We start from the raw sequence: 21,400 nt of genomic DNA, 5'->3' as shown, positions 1-21,400 counted from the left end.
CCACCCGCCAGCCGTGTACCTAACCTCTCAGGTCAGTACAGCTAGCCCATCTAACAGGCGTTTCCGGTGCCCCCAGTCGGACTCGAACCGACACTTGGCGGATTTTAAGTCCGCTGCCTCTGCCAATTGGGCTATGGGGGCTCGGCTGTTCAGAGCGTACTTCGGGCCATCTCAGCCCCACTGTGACGTCCCGACGTCGGCGCGGTGCGAACCCGCCTCGCGTCACAATCCTCGCGGATGTTGGCATTGTCGCCACTGGAGTGTGTGGATCGTGCCCGCGACACTGAGATACCGACCGTCCCAGCGCGTCGCGCGCACCCTGAACCACGATGAGGAACCCCGATATGTCTGATTCGATGAAGGCCGTCGTGCTTGCCCGCTTCGGAGGGGCCGACGCCTTCGAGCTGCGCGACGTCGCCGTACCGCATGTCGGACCCCGCCAGGTACGGGTGCGCGTCCACGCGACCGCCCTCAACCCGCTCGACTATCAGATCCGTCGCGGAGACTACGCGGATCATGTGCCGCTCCCGGCGATCATCGGGCACGACATCTCCGGTGTGATCGAGGAAGTCGGATCCCACGTCACCGAGTTCCACCCCGGCGATGCGGTGTACTACACGCCCCGGATCTTCGGCGGGCCCGGCTCCTACGCCGAGCAGCACGTCGCCGACGTCGAGCTCGTCGCCCGGAAGCCAGAGAACGTCAGTCACCTGGAGGCGGCGAGCCTGACGCTCGTCGGCGGGACGGTCTGGGAGTCCCTGGTGACGCGAGCTCAGCTCACCGTCGGGGAGACGATCCTCATCCATGGCGGCGCGGGCGGTGTCGGCACGATCGCGATCCAGATCGCCAAGGCGATCGGCGCTCGGGTGATCACCACCGCGAAAGCCGCCGATTATGACTTCGTGCGCTCCCTCGGGGCGGATGCGGCAATCGACTTCACATCGACCGACTACGTCGATGCCGTGGCCGAGATGACCGCAGGCTTGGGGGTCGACGTCGTCTTCGACACGATCGGTGGCGACGCGCTCACACGAAGCCCGTTGACGCTCGCCGACTTCGGACGCGTCGTCAGCATCGTCGACATCGCCCAACCGCAGAACCTCATCGAGGCGTGGGGCAAGAACGCCGCCTACCACTTCGTCTTCACACGACAGAACCAAGGAAAGCTGAACGCGCTCACCACGCTGGTCGAGCGCGGTCTCGTGAAGCCCGTCATCGGCGCGACTCTTCCGCTCGCCCGGATGGGCGAGGCTCACGAGCTCCTGGAGAGCAGGCGGTCCTATGGACTCCGCGGCAAGGTCGCGATCGACGTGGCCGGCGACACCGTCGCGGTCCCCCCTCGCATCTCGTAGTCAGTCAGCTCCGCCCGGAGAAGGTGGCGCGGTACTCCGAGGGCGACACATCCAGGAGTCGGCGAAAATGCAGTCGGAGGTTCGATCCGGTTCCCAGGCCGACCTGTTCCGCTATGCGGTCGATCGACAGCCTCGTGCTCTCCAGGAGTTCACGCGCGGTGTCGACCCGCGCCCGGAGGATCCACTGCAGTGGGGTGCTGCCGGTCTCTTCGGTGAAGCGGCGCATGAACGTGCGGGGCGACATCCGCGCGTGTGCGGCGAGTCCAGCGATCGTGAGCGGCTGGTCGAGCTGCGTCAAAGCCCATTCGCGTGTCGGACTGAGGGTTTCGCCGTGGGCTGCCGAGCTGGTCTTCGGCAAATACTGGGCCTGACCGCCGGTCCGGTAGGGCGCGGTGACGAGTCCTCGTGCGATCTCGTTCGCCGCGCTCACGCCGAGGTCGCGCCGAACGATGTGCAGGCACAGGTCGAGACCGGCGGCGGCCCCCGCCGAGGTGAGGATCGAGCCCTCGTCGACGAAGAGCACGTTCGGCTCGACCGCGATCCGCGGATACCGCTCCGCGAGCTTCTCCGCCGCATCCCAGTGCGTCGTCGCCCGCAGGCCGTCGAGCAGGCCGGCGTCCGCAAGGGCGAAGGCGCCGTAGCAGATCGACGCGATCCGTGCCCTGCGGGATGCGGCACTACGAAGCGCCTTGCCCACCTCCACCGGTATCGGCCGACCCGCCGGGGCGTACCCCGGAACGACGATCGTGTCCGCGCCGGCCAGTGCGTCCAGGCCCCGCGGGACCGCGTAGCCGAAGCCCCCGTTGGACGGCACCGTTCCGGCGGTGATCCCGCAGGCCGACACCTCGTATCCGAACCCCGTCTCCGGATGGAACACCTCCGCCGGGATCCCGACGTCCAGCGGGAGCGCCCCGTCGAGGACGAGGACCACCACCTGATGCGGTCGCTGCATCACCCGGCTCCGATCCGGTCGACGCGTGCCGCCCGCGTCCTCATCCTCGCAGTATGCGTATTACCGCCATCCGTGCGCATCCCTCGCGCTGCCGAACAGCGCTATACGCGGGGCGAAGTCGCGGCGGCAGCCGCGTGATCACTCTCGCCGCTTCCGGAGTCCAGCCCATCGGCGATCGACACCACCAGACCACCGAGCATGAACGCGGCGATCGCCGCGACGAGTGCCCCGGTGCTCAGCGACGGGATGTAGAGGCGCCACCCGGTCGCCTGGCCGCCGCCGTGGTGATACTCGTGCGTCAGCGCGTGACCCTTTCCGCGCTGCAGCAGGTAGCGATTCACCGGATAGGCGGCCGCGAACGCCGCCGCGAGCGCGATCGCCATGCCGATCCAGAACACGGCGTTCACCAGGCCGGCGTTCATCGCGCCCGGGATCAACGCCATGACGAGGTTGTCGACGATCTCCATCGTCAGGATCGACAGGGTGTCGGCCGCGAGCACGACGCTCAGCGCGGTGCCGACCGCCAGACCGGCCTTCAGCAGCGGCAGCGTCGACAGCGAGTAGCCGAACAGGAACGCGAGCGCGACGGCGATCGCAATGGTGGCGACGTTGCTCAACCCCAGGGCGGTGCCGATCATCAGGCCCACGATCTCACCGATCGCGCACCCGGTCAGGCAGTGCAGCGTGGCGCTGAGCGCCATCGTGTTCACGTTGCCGCCCATGTCGTGGCCGGCGTGGTCATGGTGTTCGGTCATGCCTGCACTATACCCCCACGGGGTATGCGAGCTCCTTCGTCGGCCTAAACCCCACCCACCAGTGCGGCCGCGTGCAGCGACAGCCCGAGCGCCGGCCGCGGATACCGCAGTTCGGCACACGCCTCCTCGACCGTCAACTGCAGCCGGTGCACCCCCTGCCGCAACGCCTGCGCGTCGCCGCCTCCATGCCCGAAGCCCGACAGGCACAGCCGCGTGAGAATCACGTCGTGCGAGCGCCGCAACCGCGCCATCTGCTCGAGCATCGCCTGCGCCGCCTCCCCCGCGTTGTCGTCATCGCCACTGATCCGGTGGCGTAGACCCACGACGTCCACCCTGGCCGCCGCCATCAGCGAGGCTGCCATCCGATCGCCGGGGCCGTTCGTCACGTCGAGCAGCACCCGCGGCGCGGACGGCCGGCACCGCGCCAGCAGCATCACCTCCGACCAGGTCCCGATGACGAATCGCCCGACCCTCGCCGCCACCGCCGCCTCGATGGCCGCATCATCCGCGCACTGCGCCGCCACCCGCTCCGCCGGCACGCCCGTCGCCAGCGCCAGCTGCAACTCCTCGGCACTCGACACGTCGACACCCAACCCGCGCCGGCGCACCCACTCCGCGACCGACGCGGTCGTCAGCAGCTCGGCGGGCACCTGCAGCGGCGTGCCCCGCAACGCGCGGCGGCACACCGCATACCGGGGTGATGCTTGAGTACGGCGCAAACGGTTCATGCCACCGATCGTGACTGCGACGCCTGACATCGCACTGAGCGCGGCCTGTCAATCCGCCTCGCGAGCGTGAAGTTGTGCGCGTGGAATCACGGAGAACACGTGCACAGCTTCACGTTCGCCGCCGCCCCCGCACGAAAGCCGTAAAGGACCGCCTCACCGCCGTCAAGAAAGCGTCAAGATCGGGTCGACGCTTCTGAACTGGACAGATGCTGGTGCAGGCGCCGAAATCCGGCGCCGCGTCAACGTCTGGAGTGGCATGTCCGTAGTCGCCTACATCGCGGTGACGGTGGCGATCTTCGCCCTGCTCGGCCTCGTGCAGAAGTGGGTCGAGCAGCTGTGACCCAAAACCTCGTGGGCCTGGCGCTGGCGGTGGCCATCGCCGTGTTCCTCTTCGCCGCCCTGCTGTTCCCCGAGAGGTTCTAGTGAGCACCACCACCGCGGGAATCCTGTTCCTCGCTTCTCTCGTCGTCGCCCTGGTGGCCGTACACGTCCCCCTCGGTGACTACCTGTTCCGCGTCTACGCCTCGGAGAAGGACTTGCGCACCGAGCGCGCCGTGTACCGGGCGATCGGCGCCGACCCGCGCGCCCCGCAGACCTGGGGCTCCTATGCCCGCAGTGTGCTCGCGTTCTCCGCGGTGAGCATCCTGTTCCTGTTCGGGCTTCAGCTGGTCCAGGGCAGGCTCCCGCTGCACCTGGAGGACCCCGGCACCGAGATGACGCCCGCGCTGGCGTGGAACACCGCGGTCAGCTTCGTCACCAACACCAACTGGCAGGCCTACTCCGGCGAATCCACCCAGGGCCACCTTGTCCAGATGGCCGGCCTCGCGGTGCAGAACTTCGTCTCCGCCGCCGTCGGCTTGGCCGTCGCGATGGCGTTCGTCCGCGGACTGGCCCGCCGAAACACCGGCGACCTCGGCAACTTCTGGGTCGACCTGGTCCGCGGCTCGCTGCGAATCCTGCTGCCGCTGAGCATCATCGGCGCCATCATCTTGCTGGCGGGTGGCGTGGTCCAGAACTTCGCCCTGCACGACCAGGTGGTCACCACGCTGACCGGCGCCCAGCAGGTCATCCCCGGCGGACCCGTCGCGAGCCAGGAGGCCATCAAGGAACTCGGCACCAACGGCGGCGGCTTCTTCAACGCCAACTCCGCCCACCCCTTCGAGAACCCCACCACCTGGACCAACTGGGTGGAGATCTTCCTGCTGTCCTGCATCGCGTTCTCACTGCCCCGCACCTTCGGGCGCATGGTCGAGAGCCGCAAGCAGGGACTGGCCATCGCCGCGGTCATGGGCATCATCGCCACCGCCAGTGTCTCGCTGGTGATGTTCTTCCAGCTGCAGGCCCACGGCACCGTCCCCACCGCCGTCGGCGCCGCCACCGAAGGCGTCGAACAACGCTTCGGCGTGGCCGATTCCGCGGTGTTCGCCGGGTCCACCACCCTGACCTCGACGGGTGCGGTGAACTCGTTCCACGACTCCTACACCAGCCTCGGCGGGCTGATCACCATGTTCAACATGCAACTCGGCGAGGTCGCGCCAGGCGGCGTCGGCTCCGGCCTCTACGGCATGCTGATCCTGGCGATCATCACGGTCTTCGTCGCGGGACTGATGGTCGGCCGCACACCCGAATACCTCGGGAAAAAGATCACCCCACGCGAGATCAAGCTCGCCGCAACCTATTTCCTGATCACCCCGCTTATCGTGCTCACCGGCACCGCCGCCGCGATGGCCATGCCCGGCCAACGTGACAGCATGCTCAACACCGGGCCGCACGGCCTCTCGGAGGTGCTCTACGCGTTCACCTCGGCGGCCAACAACAACGGCTCGGCGTTCGCCGGAATCTCGGTCAACACCGTGTGGTACAACACCGCACTCGGTCTCGCCATGGTGTTCGGGCGCTTCCTCCCGATCATCATCGTGCTCGCCCTCGCCGGATCGCTGGCCCGCCAGGGCAGGACACCGGAGTCGGTGGGCACGCTGCCCACCCACCGGCCGCAGTTCGTCGGCATGGTCGCCGGCGTGACGCTGATCCTCGTCGCCCTGACCTACCTGCCCGTGCTCGCGCTCGGCCCCCTCGCCGAAGGAATCCACTGACCATGACACTCACCACCCCCGAGGCGCCCACCGCCGAACCACGGAAACTCCAAGCGCGCAACCAGGTCCGGAGCGGACTGCTCGACCCGTCGATGCTGTGGCGTTCTTTGCCGGACGCCCTGCGCAAACTGGACCCGCGCACCCTGTGGCGCAACCCGGTGATGCTCATCGTCGAGATCGGCGCGGTCTGGAGCACCGTTCTGGCCATCACCGATTCGAGCTGGTTCGCGTGGCTGATCGTCGGCTGGCTGTGGCTGACGGTGCTGTTCGCCAACCTCGCCGAAGCGGTCGCCGAGGGCCGGGGTAAGGCCCAAGCCGCAACACTGCGCAAGACCAAGACCTCGACCATGGCCCGCAGGCTCACCGCATCGGGCCGCGAAGAGGATGTCCCGGCGGCACTCTTGCAGAAGGGCGACGTGGTGGTCGTCGAAGCCGGACAGGTGATCCCCGGCGACGGCGACGTGCTGGAGGGCATCGCCTCGGTCGACGAATCCGCCATCACCGGCGAATCCGCCCCCGTGGTACGCGAATCCGGTGGCGACCGCTCAGCCGTGACGGGCGGCACCACCGTGCTCAGCGACCGCATCGTCGTGAAGATCACCCAGAAACAGGGTGAGAGCTTCATCGACCGGATGATCGCGCTCGTCGAGGGCGCCAACCGGCAGAAGACCCCCAACGAGGTCGCACTCAACATCCTGCTGGCCTCGTTGACGATCATCTTCGTCTTCGCCGTCGTCACCCTGCAGCCCCTGGCCATCTACTCCAAGGCCGGCAACCCCGGTGTGCCCGACACCCTCGCGCTCAACGGAAACGGCATCACCGGGATCGTGATGGTGTCGCTGCTGGTGTGCCTCATCCCCACCACGATCGGAGCGCTGCTCAGCGCGATCGGCATCGCAGGCATGGACCGCCTCGTCCAGCGCAACGTGCTCGCCATGTCCGGTCGCGCGGTCGAGGCGGCCGGCGACGTCAACACCCTGCTGCTCGACAAGACCGGCACCATCACCCTGGGCAACCGGCAGGCCGCCGCCTTCGTCCCGCTCGACGGCGTCACCGAAGAACAACTCGCCGACGCCGCGCAGCTGTCCAGCCTGGCCGACGAGACTCCCGAGGGCCGCTCCGTCGTGGTGTTCGCCAAGGAGCACTACGCGTTGCGTGCCCGCACGTCAGGCGAACTGGCCAACGCACGCTGGGTCGAGTTCACCGCTGTCACCCGGATGTCGGGGGTCGATCTCGACGGACGGCAGCTGCGCAAGGGCGCGGCGGCGTCGGTCGCCGAGTGGATCCGCAACGAAGGCGGCACCGTGCCCGGTCGACTCGGCGAGATCGTCGACGCCGTCTCCGCCGCGGGCGGGACTCCCCTGGCCGTCGGTGAGCTACGCGACGGACACGCACGTCTGCTGGGCGTCATCCACCTCAAGGACGTGGTCAAACAGGGCATGCGGGAACGCTTCGACGAGATGCGCCGCATGGGCATCCGCACCGTCATGATCACCGGCGACAACCCGTTGACCGCCAAGGCGATCGCCGAGGAGGCCGGCGTCGACGACTTCCTCGCCGAGGCGACGCCCGAGGACAAGATGGCGCTGATCAAGACCGAGCAGGCCGGCGGCAAGCTCGTGGCGATGACCGGCGACGGCACCAACGACGCCCCCGCGCTCGCCCAGGCCGACGTCGGCGTCGCGATGAACAGCGGCACGTCGGCGGCCAAGGAGGCCGGCAACATGGTCGACCTGGACTCCGACCCGACCAAGCTGATCGAGATCGTTGAGATCGGCAAGCAGTTGCTCATCACCCGCGGCGCGCTGACCACCTTTTCCATCGCCAACGACATCGCGAAGTACTTCGCGATCATCCCGGCGCTCTTCGTCGGCCTGTTCCCCGGATTGGACGTGCTCAACGTCATGCGGCTGCACAGTCCGCAGTCGGCGATCCTGTCCGCGGTCATCTTCAACGCACTGGTGATCGTCGCGCTCATCCCACTGGCCCTGCGCGGTGTGCGCTACACCCCGAGCAGCGCGTCGAAGCTGTTGAGCCGCAACCTGACTCTCTACGGGGTGGGCGGCATCGTCGCGCCGTTCATCGGCATCAAACTCATCGACCTGCTCATCGCCTTTCTCCCGGGAATGTGACCATGAAACTCGCCAGCGTCCTCCGCCAGCACTGGGCGGCGCTCCGCGCGCTGCTCGTCCTCACCGCCATCCTCGGTGTCGCCTACCCCGCCCTCATCTGGCTGGCCGCCCAGCTGCCGGGGCTCTCCGAGAAGGCCGACGGCTCCATCGTCGAGGCCGCGGGAAGACCGGTCGGCAGCAGCCTGATCGGCCAGCTGTACACCGACGCAGACGGCAACCCGCTGCCCCGCTACTTCCAGGGCCGGCCGTCCGCGGCGGGCGACGGGTACGACCCGATGGCCTCCGGCGCCAGCAACCTGGGTCCCGAAGACGTCATCGACACCACCGACCGGACGAGCCTGCTCACTCTGGTGTGCAGCCGAAGCAAGGCGGTCGGTGACCTCGAAGGTGTCGAGGGCGGGCGGCCGTTCTGCACCGGCGGCGGTGTCGGCGCGGTGCTGTCGGTGATCGGGCCGCGGGACGCGCGCGGCGATGTGGTCGCCCCCACCCGGGTGGTCAGCGTCAACGAGCCGTGCGACACGACCGCGCGCCCGTTCCTCGACACGTACGAAGGCGTGCGGGTCGAATGCGCTGTGCCCGGGGAGGACTACCGCCTCGGTCAGATCGTGCCGATCCACGGTGCGGCCGAAGCGCGGGTGCCCGCCGACGCCGTCACGGCCAGCGGCAGCGGCCTGGACCCACACATCTCGCCTGCCTACGCCGATCTGCAGGTGGCTCGGGTGGCCAAGGCCCGCGGCATCGGCGCCGACGAGGTCCGCCGGCTGGTCGCCGACCACACCGAGGGCCGCACGCTGGGCTTCCTCGGCGAACCACGGGTCGACGTGCTGGCACTCAACGTCGCACTCGACGAGAAGTACCCGGGTGGATGATGGTCGGGTGAACACGTCGAACGCCAAGCGGGGTGAGCTGCGCATCTACCTCGGCGCAGCTCCCGGCGTCGGCAAGACGTTCGCGATGCTCGGCGAGGCGCACCGGCGGCTGGAACGCGGCACCGACCTGGTCGCCGCGCTCGTCGAGACCCATGGCCGCAGGCGGACCGCCGAACTGCTCGACGGCATCGAGGTCGTTCCGCCCCGCCACGTCGAGTACCGCGGCGGCCGGTTCCCGGAACTCGACGTCGACGCCGTGCTCGTGCGGCGACCCGAGGTCGTGCTCGTCGACGAACTCGCCCACACCAACACCCCGGGCAGCCGCAACCCGAAGCGCTGGCAGGACGTCGAGGAACTGCTCGACGCCGGCATCACCGTAATCTCCACGGTGAACGTGCAGCACCTGGAGAGCCTCAACGACGTCGTCGCCCAGATCACCGGCGTCGAGCAGCAGGAGAAGGTGCCCGACGATGTGGTGCGCGGGGCCGACCAGATCGAGCTCGTCGACATCACCCCTGAGGCGTTGCGGCGCAGACTCTCCCACGGCAACGTCTACGCCCCCGAGCGGGTCGACGCCGCATTGTCGAACTACTTCCGCCGCGGCAACCTCACCGCGCTGCGCGAACTGGCGCTGCTGTGGCTCGCCGACCAGGTCGACGCAGCGCTGGCCAAGTACCGCGCCGACAACAGGATCACCGACACCTGGGAGGCGCGCGAGCGGGTGGTCGTCGCCGTCACCGGCGGCGCCGAGTCGGAGACGCTGGTGCGCAGGGCCTTTCGCATCGCGTCGAAGTCCAGTGCCGAGTTGATGGTCGTGCACGTCGTCCGTGGCGACGGCCTCGCCGGGGTGTCGGCACCCGGAATGGGCAAGGTCCGGGAACTGGCCGCCGACCTCGGCGCGACGCTGCACACGGTCGTCGGCGATGACGTTCCCGCCGCACTGCTGGACTTCGCCAGGGAGCGCAACGCCACCCAGTTGGTGCTCGGCACGTCGCGGCGATCGCGGTGGGCACGCATCTTCGACGAGGGCATCGGTGCGGCCGTCGTGCAGGAATCCGGAAAGATCGACGTGCACATGGTGACTCATCACGAGGCCCGCCGCGGCACGACCAGGAGGACTCCGCGGCACCGGCACCTGGCGTCATGGCTCGCCGCGGTGATCGTGCCGTCGCTGGTCTGCCTGGTCGCGGTGCTGCTCGACCCACTGCTCGGGGTCGCAGGCGAGAGTGCGCTGTTCTTCGTCGGCGTGCTGGTGGCGGCGTTGCTCGGCGGTGTCGCCCCAGCGGCGCTCTCGGCCGTGCTGTCGGGCCTGTTGCTCAACTACTTCCTGATAACCCCCCGGCACACCTTCACCATCGCCGATCCGGACAGCGCGGTGACGATCGTCGTGCTGCTGGCGGTCGCAGTCGCCGTCGCGGCCCTCGTGGACAGCGCCGCGAGCCGCGCCCGCGATGCCCGCCGGGCGTCGCGGGAGGCCGAACTGCTCGCGTTGTTCGCCGGTTCGGTGCTGCGCGGCGCGGACCCGACGGCGCTGTTGGAGCGCGTGCGGGAGACCTACGGTCAGCGGGCGGTCAGCCTGTTGCGGGTCGGCGCGGGCATCGTCGCCTGCGTCGGCACCGATCCCTGCGTCGAAGTCGACACCGCGGACACCGCAATCGAAGTCGACACCGACGGCGACGAGTTCTGGCTGCTGCTGGCCGGTCGCAGCCTGGCGGCGCGTGACCGGCGGGTGCTGTCCGCGGTGGCACGCCAGGCCGCCGGCCTGGTCCGGCAGCGTGAACTCACCGAGGAGGCGGGGCGCGCCGAGGCGATCACCCGGGCCGACGAACTGCGGCGCTCGCTGCTGTCGGCGGTCAGCCACGACCTGCGCACGCCGCTGGCCGGGGCCAAGGCGGCGGTGTCCAGTCTGCGCAGCGACGACGTGCACTTCTCCGAGGACGACACCGCAGAACTGCTCGCCACCGTCGAGGAGTCCGTCGACCAGCTGACCGCGCTGGTGGGAAACCTCCTCGACTCGTCGCGGCTGGCCGCCGGCGTGGTGCGCCCCGAGCTGCGGCGGGTGTACCTCGAGGAGACGGTGCAACGTGCGCTGCTCGGGATCAGCAGGGGCACAACGGGCCTCGGCCACGGGGTGGACCGCGTCAAGGTCGACGTGCAGGACTGCGTGGCGCTCGCCGACGCCGGCCTGCTCGAACGGGTGCTGGCGAACCTGATCGACAACGCGCTGCGGTACGCGCCGGCCGGACAGGTGCGCGTCACCGCGGGCGGGGTCGGGGACCGCGTGCTGATCGCCGTGGCCGACGAGGGTCCGGGTATCCCCCGCGGAACCGAGGAACAGGTGTTCGGCGCCTTTCAGCGCCTCGGTGACGGCGACACCAGCAGCGGCGTCGGTCTCGGCCTCTCGGTGGCGCGCGGGTTCACCGAGGCGATGGGCGGCACACTCACTGCCACCGACACCCCCGGCGGCGGGCTCACGATGGAGATCGAACTGGCCGCGCCGACGCAGGACACGACGTGACGGCGACCCGGGTGCTCGTCATCGACGACGAACCACAGATCCTGCGGGCACTACGGATCAACCTTTCGGTGCGGGGTTACGAAGTCACCACCGCGGCCACCGGCGCGGAAGCCCTGCGTTCGGCGGCCGACCACCGGCCGGATGTGATCGTGCTCGACCTCGGCCTTCCGGACATGTCGGGCATCGAGGTGCTGGCCGGTCTGCGGGGCTGGCTCAGCGCGCCGGTGATCGTGCTCTCTGCGCGCACCGACTCGGCCGACAAGGTCGAGGCGCTCGACGCAGGCGCCGACGACTACGTGACCAAACCGTTCGGGATGGACGAGTTCCTGGCCCGGCTGCGCGCCGCGGTCCGTCGCGGCACCGTATCCGACACCGACGAACCGGTGGTCGAGACGGCCTCGTTCACGGTCGATCTGGCGGCCAAGAAGGTGACCAAGAGCGGTACCGAGGTGCACCTGACCCCCACCGAGTGGGGCATGCTCGAGATGCTGGTGCGTCACCGCGGCAAGCTCGTCGGCCGCGAGGAGTTGCTCCGGGAGGTGTGGGGTCCGGCCTATGCGAAGGAAACCCATTACCTGCGCGTGTATCTGGCGCAGCTGCGGCGGAAGTTGGAGGACGACCCGTCGCACCCCGTGCACCTGCTCACCGAGGCCGGAATGGGCTACCGCTTCCAGCAGTGAGTTTTGGCGAGCAGACGCAAAGTCGCATCGACACACCGCAACGCGTGCGAATTCGTGTCTGCTCGCGACTGCCATGGACTGTAGGTGATACATGCGGTACGTTTTTCCTATCATCAGTACCATCAACGTCCCGGGAGGTTGTCCGATGGGTTTGCGCGAGCAGACGATGAGGACGGTGTACGAGGTCAGCGGCCGGCACGATGAACCCGACCTGTACGGCGGCCCGCCCGGCGATCCGGGTCTGTGTGGCGGCCCGACCAGCGTGTCGTGGGAGGTCAACGGCGACCTCGGGGCGGTCGCGACGGCGGGTGTGGCGGCGATCGTGCTGGAGATACTGCACCCGTCGGTGGTCGCCGGCGTGCAGGACCATTCGAACTACCGTCGCGATCCCTTCCGGCGAGCACGCACCACCATGGGTTACGTACTCGGCACCACCTTCGGAAACACCGCGGCGGCAACCCGACTCATCGACGGAGTGCGGAACAGGCATGCCACGGTGAGCGGCGCGCGGCCCGACGGACATGCGTACCGAGCCCTGGATCCGAAGCTGCTCGCGTGGGTCCACACGTGTATTCCGTGGATGGTGATGACCGCCTTCGAACGGTTCAACCGGCCGCTCACTCCGGCCGAGCGCGACCGGTACCTGGCCGAGCAGGCGGTGATCGGCCGGATGAGTGGTGCGGACGCGGTGCCCGAGTCCATCGCGGAACTGACCGACTTCGTCGCAGAGATGCGTCCCAAGCTGGCGGTGACCGAACAGACCCGGACGTTCATCGACTTCCTCCTCACCGCGCCGTTCCTGCCTCCGCTGCCCGGCCCACTCGATGCCGCCGCGCACCACTTCTACGTGCGCGCGGGAATGACGTTGGCGCCCGAATGGGCTCGCAAGATGACCGGCCTGGAACTGCCCCCACCGCTGCATCCGTGGGCCACCGGTGCGTATCTGCAGGGCAACGCACGAATGATCCGGTGGGCGTCCGAAGTGCCGCCACACGTCGCGCTCGCCACCCAGCGGTTCGGCTCGGCCGCACACGACGCGGCCCTGAACGCTGTCGCGCACGGCAACGCACCCGGATGAGCGCCTCGGAATTCGCGGTCCTCGTCGGCCAGGCCGCGCGCGGCCTCACACCGAATCCCGACACCACCCGGGACCGGATCCTGGACGCCGCCTTGGCCGAGGCCGCCGCCGTCGGGCTCGACCGCGTCACCGTGGAGGACGTCGTGCGCCGCAGCAAGCTGGGACGGATGACGGTGTACCGGCGGTTCCCCCGGCGCGACGACATGAATCAGGCGTTGCGGCTGCGGGAGATCCAGCGCTTCCTCGCGGCGGTGGCTGCCGGGATCGACCGCGCCGAGGACCGGCGCAGCAGGGTCTCCGAGGCGTTCGTCGCGGCCGTCACCTTCGCACAACAACATCCGCTGCTGCGACGACTCGCCATCACCGATCCCGGCCTCGCATTGGAGACCGTCGCCGCCAACGACAACGAAATACTCTCCATGGGCGCGGCATTCATCGCGCGCGAGATCCACGGTGACGCACCCGGCGAGCCCTCACAGCGGGTGCGCTGGGTCGCCGACACCTTCGCGCGGCTGTTCATCACCTATCTGGGCGCTCCGCCCGCTGATCCCGCCGTCAACGACGAAGCGCAGCTGCGCCGCTTCGCCGATGACGTGCTGACCCCCGTCGTCGAGAACGCAGTGGGAGACGCGCACTGAGGCCGGCTGCCGTTCAGCCAGTGCCCTCGCGCGCATCACCGTCGTCGACCAGGATCGGATGACGCACGGCGGCCAGCTGCCAGTTGCGGAAGAACCCGTGCACCCAGTGCTCGGTGGCGAACTCACCGAAATCATGCGGCTGCTCGATCTCCGCGACCCGGGTGTGCCCGTCGGCACACTCGCTGGACAGCAGCACCGGTCCGCCGAACAGGTTGCCGCTGAACGTGCACTTGCGCGCTGCGCCGGCCGGGGTATGGATGTCGACCACGTAGGTGACATGACCACCTGCACCAGCCGTCCGGATGATCCGCCGGACGGTCGCCCCCTTCACCGTCATGCGGCCCTTCTGCGTCGTCGCCTCCATAGGGGGCCTAGCTTTCAACAACGCAAAGATAGAATCAACGGCGTTGACATAAGGAGTGAGCTGTATGCCGGAGCCACGACGGCAGCCCGCCGCAGGGCGTCGCCGGCGTCGAACGCGATCCGGGACGACGCTCTCCCGGGATGTCTACATCGACGCGGCGGTGAACCTGATCGAGAACCGTGGCGCGACGATCATGAGTGCCCGTACCCTGGCCGCCGCCGTCGGCGCCGACGCGTCCGCCCTGTACCGCTACTTCACCGGCATCGACGACGTCATGCGCGCCGTCGCCGACCGGATGATCGGAATGGCCCTCGACCGCTGGTCTCGTAGTGACCACTGGATCGACTCGCTCGCCGACCTTGCACGGGCGCTCTACCAAGTCTACGTACACGAATTCCCGCAGACCGGGTTGGCCGTGGCGGCCCGAACGACGGGACTGCCCAACGAGATCCGGGCGGTGGACCTGACCGTCGGGCTGCTGCGCGATGGCGGCTTCGACATCGAGAGCGCCGCGCACTGGTTTCGGTCGCTGTCGGACTTCCTGCTCGGTCAGGCGATACTCGAGAACGCCTTCGTGTCGCTGCCCGAGCGGGTGCAGGAGAGCGACGATGCCGCATGGCAGGACCTCGGCGCCCGTTTGACCGGCGCCGAGACAACTCATGCCGAAGCCGCCGCGCCACACCTGCGCTCGCGCATGCTCCGGTCGTCCTTCGAGGCGACGCTCGAGCTCATCCTGCGAGGTCTCGAAGCCTCGCCACGGCAGCTCGCCTGACGTCAACGCAGGAGCAGGGAGTTCACCGCCGCGGTGAGCCTGCGTCGCGGCCAGCCCCGCACCCCTGCGGACGCCAGCGCGGCGCGCGCGGCGTTGCGACCGCAGATCCCGTGCACCCCGCCTCCCGGCGACGCGGCGGCGCTGCCGAGGAAGACGTTCTGCACGGGGGTCTCGGCCCGTCCGAAGCCCGGCGCCGGCCGGAAGATCAACTGCTGGAAGATCTGTGACGTCCCGCCGTTGACCGCGCCGGTGTGCAGGTTGGCGTCACTGGCCTCCAGGTCCGACGGCCGCTGAATCGCCTTGCCCACGATCCGGTCGGAGAAGCCGGGTGCATGCTCCTCGAGCACCCGGTCGACGGCCACCGACAACCGGTCGGCGGACTCGTCGTCGGCCATCCCGCGCGGTAGGTGGGTGTAGGCCCAGGCACTCTCCGTGCCCGCCGGTGAGCGGCCGGCATCCGCGGTGGTCATCTGACCGAACAGCATGAACGGGTGCTGCGGCACCGTGGCCGTGTTGAGGTCGGCCATCCACCGGATCAGCCCGTCGCGGTCGGCGCCCAGATGCACCGTGCCCGCCTCGTTCAGGTTCGGCGACCGCCACGGAATCGGTCCGTCGAGGGCGTAGTTGATCTTCAGAACAGGTGTGTCCCAGACGAATTGGGCCATCGCCCGGTGCACCGCCGCGGACACCGCCGCCTCGGGCAGCAGGCTGCCGAACAGGCGCGGCGCGGAAGTGTCGGCGACCACGGCGCGCCGGACCCTCACGGTCGACCCGTCGGCGGTGCGGACCGCGACCGCACGCCCGCCGCTGACGTCGATCCGCGTGACCTCCCGCGAGCACTCGATGCGCGCACCCGCCGACTCCGCCCGGCGCGCCAGGGCCGCGGTGAGTTGACCCGCTCCGCCCTCGGGCACCGGGAAACCGCCGTCCTGGGCCATCATCACCAGCAGGTAGCCCATCAGCCCGCTGCCCGGGGCGTCGATCGGCACGTCCGCGTGCATGGCGTTGCCCAGCAACAGAAGCCGCGCGGCGTCGCCGTCGAACAGCTGCTCGGCGAGCACACCGGCCGGCAACAGCAGCCGATGCAGGAACCGCAGCGCTTCGGCACTGCCGAGGCGGCGCAGCATCCCCGCCGCCCCGCGAACCGGCGGGAATGGCGCGAACAGGGCCGACAGCACCGGGTCCTTGATGTGCTGCCACTGGTCGAACAGCTCACGCCACCGGTCACCGTCACCGGGCGCGCGCCGCTCCAGATCGGCTGCCGTGCGGTCGATGTCGCGATAGATCACCGGCGCGTCGTCGTCGTCGGCCGACCGTGCATGGCCCACCACTGCCGGCGCGTGCACCCACCGCAGGCCGTGCTCCTCGAGATGCAGCGCCCGCAGTGCCGGCGACTCCACCGAAAGCGGATAGAACGCGCTGTAGAGGTCGGACACGTACCCGGGGAACAGTTCCGCGCTCTTGACCGCGCCACCCGGTTCGGGCTGGGCCTCGAGCACCAGGACGTCCCAGCCGGCATCGGCCAGCAGCGCCGCGGCGACCAGGCCGTTGTGGCCGGCGCCGATGACGACCGCGTCCGCCGACTCGCTCACCGTGCCCGCTTGTCCAGAGGAGTCATGATCAGCCGGTTCGCCGTGGCCTTCACCGAATCGGGCAGCACTGAATTCGCCAGTGCCGTGGCCTTGGAGAGCGGCGACGCGGCGACCACCCTCGCCTCACCGCGCATCATCGCCCGGTAGCCCTGCTCGGCGACCTGGCGCGGATCGTCCTTGCCGGGAAGCCGGCCGAGCACGGTGTCCAGCATCCCGGTCCGGCGGAAGAAGTCGGTGTCGACCGGGCCCGGGGCAAGCGCCGTCACCGTCACCCCGGTGTCCCGCAGTTCGTCGTGCACGGCGGTGGCGAACGACTGGAGAAACGACTTCGACGCGTTGTACATGCTGTTCTGCGAGCCCGGCATGGCGGCGACGATCGACGACGTGATGAGGACCCGCCCGGAGCCCCGTGCCGCCATGTCGGCCAGCACGAGCTTGGCCAAGTGCACCGTGGAGCGGACGTTGAGGTCGACGACGCCGAGGTCGTCGTCGAGCGGTCCGGTCACGAACGGCCCGGCCCGGGCCGTGCCCGCGTTGAGCGCGGCCGCATCGAGCGCGCGGCCATCGGAGGTGGCCACCCGGTAGAGGCGCTCGACGCCGTCGGGGTCTCGCAGGTCGACCTGGACGGGTTGGATGTCCACACCGGAATCGGACACCGCCTCGGCGACACCGTGGACGCCCTCGCCATCGGCGGCGACCACGACGTCATAGCCGTCCGCGGCGAACAGCTTCACCAACTCCAGACCGATACCACTCGACCCGCCGGTGACGAGTGCCCGCGGACGCTGCGCTGCCATGGCCACCGACTACCCGCCGCCCCTCGCGTCAAACGACGCCGAAGCGGACCACCCTGGGGGTTACCGTACGGAGATGGGTGCCTACCGGGAACTGTTCGACGCCAGCATCACCGACCCGACGGCCTTCTGGGCCGACGCGGCGACGGCGGTCACCTGGACGAGGGAACCGAAACGCATTCTGGACGACGACAATCCGCCGTTCTACCGGTGGTTCCCCGACGGCGAGCTGAACACCTGCGCGAATGCACTGGATCGCCACGTCACCGGTGGCCGCGCCGAGCAGGCCGCGCTGATCTACGACTCGCCGGTCACGGGCACCACCCGCACCTACAGCTACCGCGAACTGCTCGACCTGACGTCACGCTTCGCCGGCGCACTGCGCGGACAGGGAGTCGAGAAGGGCGACCGCGTCGTCATCTACCTGCCGATGGTGCCCGAAGCCGTCATCGCGATGCTCGCGTGCGCCCGGTTGGGCGCCGTGCACTCCGTGGTGTTCGGCGGCTTCGCGGCGCACGAACTCGCCGCCCGCATCGACGACGCCCGCCCCACCGTCGTGGTGACGGCGTCGTGCGGCATCGAACCGACCCGCATCGTCGACTACAAGCCGATGCTCGACGCCGCACTCGAACGCGCCACACACCAGCCGTCGGCCTGCGTGATCCTGCAGCGCGACCAGTCGGCGTGCACGCTGACCCCCGGCCGGGACCGCGACTGGGCCGAACTCGTCGCCGGCGCCGAACCCGTCGACCCGGTTCCCGTCGCCGCCACCGACCCGCTCTACGTGCTGTACACATCCGGCACCACCGGCAGGCCCAAGGGCATCGTCCGCGACAACGGCGGCCACGCCGTCGCGCTGCTGTGGAGCATGCGCCACGTCTACGACACCGCGCCCGGCGACGTGTACTGGGCAGCGTCCGACGTCGGCTGGGTCGTCGGCCACTCCTACATCGTCTACGCACCGCTTCTCGCCGGGGGGACGACCGTGCTGTACGAGGGCAAGCCGGTCGGCACACCCGATGCGGGCGCGTTCTGGCGGGTCGCCGCCCAGCACCGGGTCAAGGCGTTGTTCACCGCGCCGACGGCCATCCGGGCCATCAAGAAGGAGGACCCCGACGGCAGGCACATCGGCGACCACGACCTGTCCGCGCTGACGTACCTGTTCCAGGCCGGCGAGCGGCTCGACCCCGGCACCTATCACTGGGCCTCGGAGAAACTGGGCGTCCCGGTGATCGACCACTGGTGGCAGACCGAGACCGGCTGGGCGATCGCCGCCGACCCGATGGGCGTCGAGCAGATGCCGGTCAAGCCGGGCTCGGCGACCGTGCCGATGCCGGGATACGACGTGCGCATTCTGCGGCCGGACGGATCGCCCTGCGACCCCGACGAAGAAGGCGCGATCTGCGTCCGGCTGCCGCTGCCGCCGGGCACCCTGCCGACCCTGTGGGGCGACGACGACCGTTACGTGTCGTCCTACCTGTCGGCGTTTCCCGGCCACTACCTGACCGGTGATGGCGGCTACCTCGACGCGGACGGCTACCTGTTCGTGATGGGCCGCACCGACGACGTGATCAATGTGGCCGGGCACCGGATGTCGACGGGGTCCATCGAGGCGGTGCTGGCCGACCATCCCGCGGTCGCCGAGTGCGCCGTCATCGGAGTGGCCGACGACATCAAGGGACAGGTGCCGCGCGGGTTCGTCGTCCTCAAGTCCGGCGCCTCGGCCGACGGACTCGCCGAGGAACTCGTCGAGGCTGTACGCCAGAACATCGGCGCCGTTGCGGCTTTCAAGACCGTCGACGTGGTGTCGGCGCTGCCCAAGACGCGCTCGGGCAAGATCCTGCGCAAGACGATGCGCGGTATCGCCGAAGGCCGCGACGAGCCGTTGCCGTCGACCATCGAGGACCCGTCGGTGATCGACGCGCTCACACCGGTACTGAGGGACTGACCGCCGTCACCCCTGCGGTGGCGTGTACTGGCTCAGCGTCAGCACAGCGCCCTGCGGGTCGCGCACCGTGGCCGTCTTCGACCACTGCGAGTCGTCGGACGACAACACGGTGGCGCCGAGCTTCTCGGCCAACGCCACCGAGTCGTCACGATCGGCCACGGAGAACGTGACATGCCAACGGTCTGCCACACCGGGCGTCGGCACCAGCCAGCCGATCGCGTCTTCGAAACCCTGCGGCGCGGAGACGGCCTTCTGGCGATCGCGAATGCCTGGGTCGACCGTCACCTCGAGATGGTCGCCATAACCCGGCCGACGGATCATCGTCGCGAATCCGAGATCCTCGAACTGCCAATCGAACACCGAGGCGTAGAAGCCGGCCGCCGCCGCGGGGTCGGCGGTGTGCAGGTCGCTGAAGTTCCAGCCGCCCGGCGCGTTGACCAGCTGAGCACCCGGCCGGCGGCGCGCCTTCCAGAGCCGGAAACCCGCTCCGGCCGCATCCGTGCACCCAGCCATCCGCCCACCGGGTCCGGCATCGACGGGGTCGATCGTGACGGCGCCGCCGGCCTCGATTACTGCCGCCACGACGGATTCGGTGTCGTCGACGGCGATGTAGGTGTTCCACAGCGGTTCGTCGTTGCGTGCCGCGGGGCCGATTGCGGCGACGTCGCGACCGTCCAAGGTGGCAATCAAGTATGTCCCGGGCGCGGCGGCGGGGACCGCGTCGGTGAACGTCCAGCCGAACAGTCCGGTGTAGAAGTGTTCCGCTGCGTCGACGTCGGCCTGCTCGGTGTCGACCCAGCACGGGACGCCTTCCGGGTAGGTGTGCTGGTCTGCCATCTCGCGGGCTCCTCCGGGTCATCCGATCAGCGACAGGTTAATCGCACCACAGCGGGGGTACTTCCTTCACCTACCGACCCGTCAATAACGGTTGGAGGGAGGTACGGCGATGACAGCGAAGACTCCGAAGTACATGGCAGTGCAGGCTGCGGCGATCATCGTCGCCGCCGCGTTCCTGGTGGCCGGTGCCGCCGGTTTCATACCGGGCCTGACAAGCCACTACGACCAGCTGGAGTGGGCGGGTCACCAGTCGGGGGCGATGCTGTTCGGCACGTTCGCAGTGTCCGGCCTGCACAACGCGGTCCATCTCGCGTTCGGCGTCGTCGGTCTGGTGGCGGCCCGCAGCTACGTCGGCTCCCGGCTCTACCTCCTGGGCGGCGGGATGGCTTACCTCGGACTCTGGGTGTACGGCCTGCTGATCGACCACGGCAGCCCAGCCAACTTCGTGCCGTTGAACAACGCCGACAACTGGCTGCATCTCGGCCTTGGCGCGGGCATGCTGCTGCTCGGTCTGACGCTGAGCGGACGGCGCGACCCGACGAAGCAACGCGTGCGCAGGCGGACCCCGGCCTAGGCTTGCCCGTGTGCTGAGCGCGCTGCTGTGGGGTGCCGTCGCAGCGTCGTCGTTGGTGATCGGCGCGCTCGCCGGCGTGGCGCGCAACTGGAACGGACGACTGGTCGGCTGGGTGCTCGGTTTCGGTGCGGGCGCCCTGGTGTCGAGCATCTCGTTCGAACTGGCGGAGGAGGGTTTTCGCGTCGGCGGCGCGCTCGCGGTCTCGGCCGGGCTGGCGCTCGGTGCCATCACCTTCTTCGTCGCCGACCGGGCCGTCGACCGTCTCGGTGGCGGCGGGTCGGCAGCCAGCGGCTGGCCGCTGCTGCTCGGCGCCCTCCTCGACGGCATCCCGGAGCAGGCCGTGCTGGGCATCGGCATCGCCGGTGGCGGCGCCGTCAGTCCGGCGCTGGTGCTCGCCATCTTCGTGTCGAACCTGCCGGAGTCGATCGGCTCGGCCACCGACATGCGGGCCGCGGGGCGCCCCGCCAAGCGCATCGTGGCGGGTTGGGGCGCGGTCGCGCTCGTCTGCGTCGCGGCGACGGTCGCGGGCTACCAGCTGCAGGAGTTCGCCGGCGGCCAGATGCGCGGCGGCATCGACGGGTTCGCCGCAGGCGCGCTGCTCGTCATGCTGGTCGGCTCGATGATCCCCGAAGCCACCGAGAAGGCCCGGGAGATCGCGGGATTGGCCGCCGTACTCGGCTTCGCCCTCGCGGCCGGACTGTCCCTGTCGTCCTGAGTGCCGCGT

At 69.4% G+C, this 21,400-nt stretch carries 20 protein-coding genes and 1 tRNA gene; 13 read left to right on the top strand and 8 right to left on the bottom strand.

What is annotated here, in order from left to right:
- Positions 1–67: 67 nt before the first annotated feature.
- Positions 68–141 (bottom strand) — tRNA-Leu (locus Q2100_RS15450).
- A 203-nt stretch (positions 142–344) separates the two neighbouring features.
- Here Q2100_RS15450 and Q2100_RS15445 point away from each other — a divergent pair.
- The gene (locus tag Q2100_RS15445) at positions 345–1,352 is read left to right on the top strand and encodes a zinc-dependent alcohol dehydrogenase family protein (RefSeq protein ID WP_302914795.1); all 1,008 of its coding nucleotides are present in this window, start codon (positions 345–347) and stop codon (positions 1,350–1,352) included.
- A gap of 4 nt (positions 1,353–1,356) precedes the next feature.
- Here Q2100_RS15445 and Q2100_RS15440 read toward each other — a convergent pair whose 3' ends face one another.
- The 3 genes from Q2100_RS15440 to Q2100_RS15430 form a co-directional block, all read right to left on the bottom strand.
- Entirely contained in the window at positions 1,357–2,304 is a 948-nt protein-coding gene (locus tag Q2100_RS15440; protein ID WP_302914794.1) for a GlxA family transcriptional regulator, read from the bottom strand.
- A gap of 101 nt (positions 2,305–2,405) precedes the next feature.
- The gene (locus Q2100_RS15435) at positions 2,406–3,059 is read right to left on the bottom strand and encodes a DUF4396 domain-containing protein (protein WP_302914793.1); all 654 of its coding nucleotides are present in this window, start codon (positions 3,057–3,059) and stop codon (positions 2,406–2,408) included.
- A gap of 44 nt (positions 3,060–3,103) precedes the next feature.
- Positions 3,104–3,787 carry a type III PLP-dependent enzyme domain-containing protein gene (locus Q2100_RS15430; protein WP_302914792.1) on the bottom strand — a complete coding sequence of 228 codons (684 nt, stop codon included), beginning with the start codon at positions 3,785–3,787 and terminating at the stop codon, positions 3,104–3,106.
- 321 nt (positions 3,788–4,108) lie between these two features.
- Between Q2100_RS15430 and kdpF the strand changes: the two genes are divergently transcribed.
- From kdpF to Q2100_RS15390, 8 genes are all read left to right on the top strand, one after another.
- The gene (gene kdpF / locus Q2100_RS15425; protein ID WP_302914791.1) at positions 4,109–4,210 is read left to right on the top strand and encodes a K(+)-transporting ATPase subunit F; all 102 of its coding nucleotides are present in this window, start codon (positions 4,109–4,111) and stop codon (positions 4,208–4,210) included.
- Complete coding sequence (gene kdpA, locus Q2100_RS15420; protein WP_302914790.1) at positions 4,210–5,880, top strand: potassium-transporting ATPase subunit KdpA; 1,671 nt, start codon at positions 4,210–4,212, stop codon at positions 5,878–5,880. The genes kdpF and kdpA overlap by 1 nt, the downstream gene beginning before the upstream one ends.
- A 2-nt stretch (positions 5,881–5,882) precedes the next feature.
- Positions 5,883–8,012, top strand: a complete 2,130-nt coding sequence (gene kdpB / locus Q2100_RS15415; RefSeq protein WP_302914789.1) for a potassium-transporting ATPase subunit KdpB — start codon at positions 5,883–5,885, stop codon at positions 8,010–8,012.
- 2 nt (positions 8,013–8,014) lie between these two features.
- The gene (locus Q2100_RS15410; protein ID WP_302914788.1) at positions 8,015–8,881 is read left to right on the top strand and encodes a potassium-transporting ATPase subunit C; all 867 of its coding nucleotides are present in this window, start codon (positions 8,015–8,017) and stop codon (positions 8,879–8,881) included.
- A 7-nt stretch (positions 8,882–8,888) separates the two neighbouring features.
- Positions 8,889–11,399 carry a DUF4118 domain-containing protein gene (locus tag Q2100_RS15405; protein WP_407667630.1) on the top strand — a complete coding sequence of 837 codons (2,511 nt, stop codon included), beginning with the start codon at positions 8,889–8,891 and terminating at the stop codon, positions 11,397–11,399.
- Positions 11,396–12,079, top strand: a complete 684-nt coding sequence (locus tag Q2100_RS15400; protein WP_302914786.1) for a response regulator — start codon at positions 11,396–11,398, stop codon at positions 12,077–12,079. Before Q2100_RS15405 ends, Q2100_RS15400 begins: the two co-directional genes overlap by 4 nt.
- 145 nt (positions 12,080–12,224) lie before the next feature.
- Positions 12,225–13,157: an oxygenase MpaB family protein gene (locus tag Q2100_RS15395; RefSeq protein WP_302914785.1), complete on the top strand. Its 933-nt coding sequence runs from the start codon at positions 12,225–12,227 to the stop codon at positions 13,155–13,157.
- Positions 13,154–13,795 carry a TetR/AcrR family transcriptional regulator gene (locus Q2100_RS15390; RefSeq protein WP_302914784.1) on the top strand — a complete coding sequence of 214 codons (642 nt, stop codon included), beginning with the start codon at positions 13,154–13,156 and terminating at the stop codon, positions 13,793–13,795. Before Q2100_RS15395 ends, Q2100_RS15390 begins: the two co-directional genes overlap by 4 nt.
- A gap of 13 nt (positions 13,796–13,808) precedes the next feature.
- On the opposite strand, the gene Q2100_RS15385 is transcribed toward Q2100_RS15390, so the two are convergent.
- Positions 13,809–14,132 carry a hypothetical protein gene (locus tag Q2100_RS15385; RefSeq protein ID WP_302914783.1) on the bottom strand — a complete coding sequence of 108 codons (324 nt, stop codon included), beginning with the start codon at positions 14,130–14,132 and terminating at the stop codon, positions 13,809–13,811.
- A gap of 91 nt (positions 14,133–14,223) precedes the next feature.
- Here Q2100_RS15385 and Q2100_RS15380 point away from each other — a divergent pair, with 91 nt between their 5' ends.
- Positions 14,224–14,931, top strand: coding sequence for a TetR/AcrR family transcriptional regulator C-terminal domain-containing protein (locus tag Q2100_RS15380; RefSeq protein ID WP_302914782.1), 708 nt, complete (start codon positions 14,224–14,226; stop codon positions 14,929–14,931).
- 2 nt (positions 14,932–14,933) lie between these two features.
- On the opposite strand, the gene Q2100_RS15375 is transcribed toward Q2100_RS15380, so the two are convergent.
- Both Q2100_RS15375 and Q2100_RS15370 read right to left on the bottom strand, forming a co-directional pair.
- Entirely contained in the window at positions 14,934–16,523 is a 1,590-nt protein-coding gene (locus Q2100_RS15375) for a phytoene desaturase family protein (protein WP_302914781.1), read from the bottom strand.
- Positions 16,520–17,320 (bottom strand): SDR family NAD(P)-dependent oxidoreductase, encoded by an 801-nt coding sequence (locus Q2100_RS15370; protein WP_302914780.1) that lies wholly within the window; start codon positions 17,318–17,320, stop codon positions 16,520–16,522. The genes Q2100_RS15375 and Q2100_RS15370 overlap by 4 nt, the downstream gene beginning before the upstream one ends.
- Before the next feature lie 73 nt (positions 17,321–17,393).
- Between Q2100_RS15370 and Q2100_RS15365 the strand changes: the two genes are divergently transcribed.
- Positions 17,394–19,265, top strand: coding sequence for a propionyl-CoA synthetase (locus tag Q2100_RS15365; protein ID WP_302914779.1), 1,872 nt, complete (start codon positions 17,394–17,396; stop codon positions 19,263–19,265).
- A gap of 6 nt (positions 19,266–19,271) precedes the next feature.
- On the opposite strand, the gene Q2100_RS15360 is transcribed toward Q2100_RS15365, so the two are convergent.
- Complete coding sequence (locus Q2100_RS15360; protein ID WP_302914778.1) at positions 19,272–20,102, bottom strand: VOC family protein; 831 nt, start codon at positions 20,100–20,102, stop codon at positions 19,272–19,274.
- Positions 20,103–20,211: 109 nt separating this feature from the next.
- Here Q2100_RS15360 and Q2100_RS15355 point away from each other — a divergent pair, with 109 nt between their 5' ends.
- Both Q2100_RS15355 and Q2100_RS15350 read left to right on the top strand, forming a co-directional pair.
- A complete protein-coding gene (locus Q2100_RS15355; protein ID WP_302914777.1) occupies positions 20,212–20,676 on the top strand; it encodes a DUF4383 domain-containing protein in 465 nt (154 codons plus the stop codon).
- Between the two features lie 10 nt (positions 20,677–20,686).
- Entirely contained in the window at positions 20,687–21,391 is a 705-nt protein-coding gene (locus Q2100_RS15350; protein WP_302914776.1) for a ZIP family metal transporter, read from the top strand.
- Positions 21,392–21,400 lie beyond the last annotated feature (9 nt).

Origin of the sequence: Mycolicibacterium arseniciresistens (assembly GCF_030519285.1) — a bacterium.
GTDB lineage: Bacteria > Actinomycetota > Actinomycetes > Mycobacteriales > Mycobacteriaceae > Mycobacterium > Mycobacterium arseniciresistens.
The sequence above is the reverse complement of the archived record's forward strand: the minus strand, read 5'-3'. Positions and strand labels throughout refer to the sequence as shown.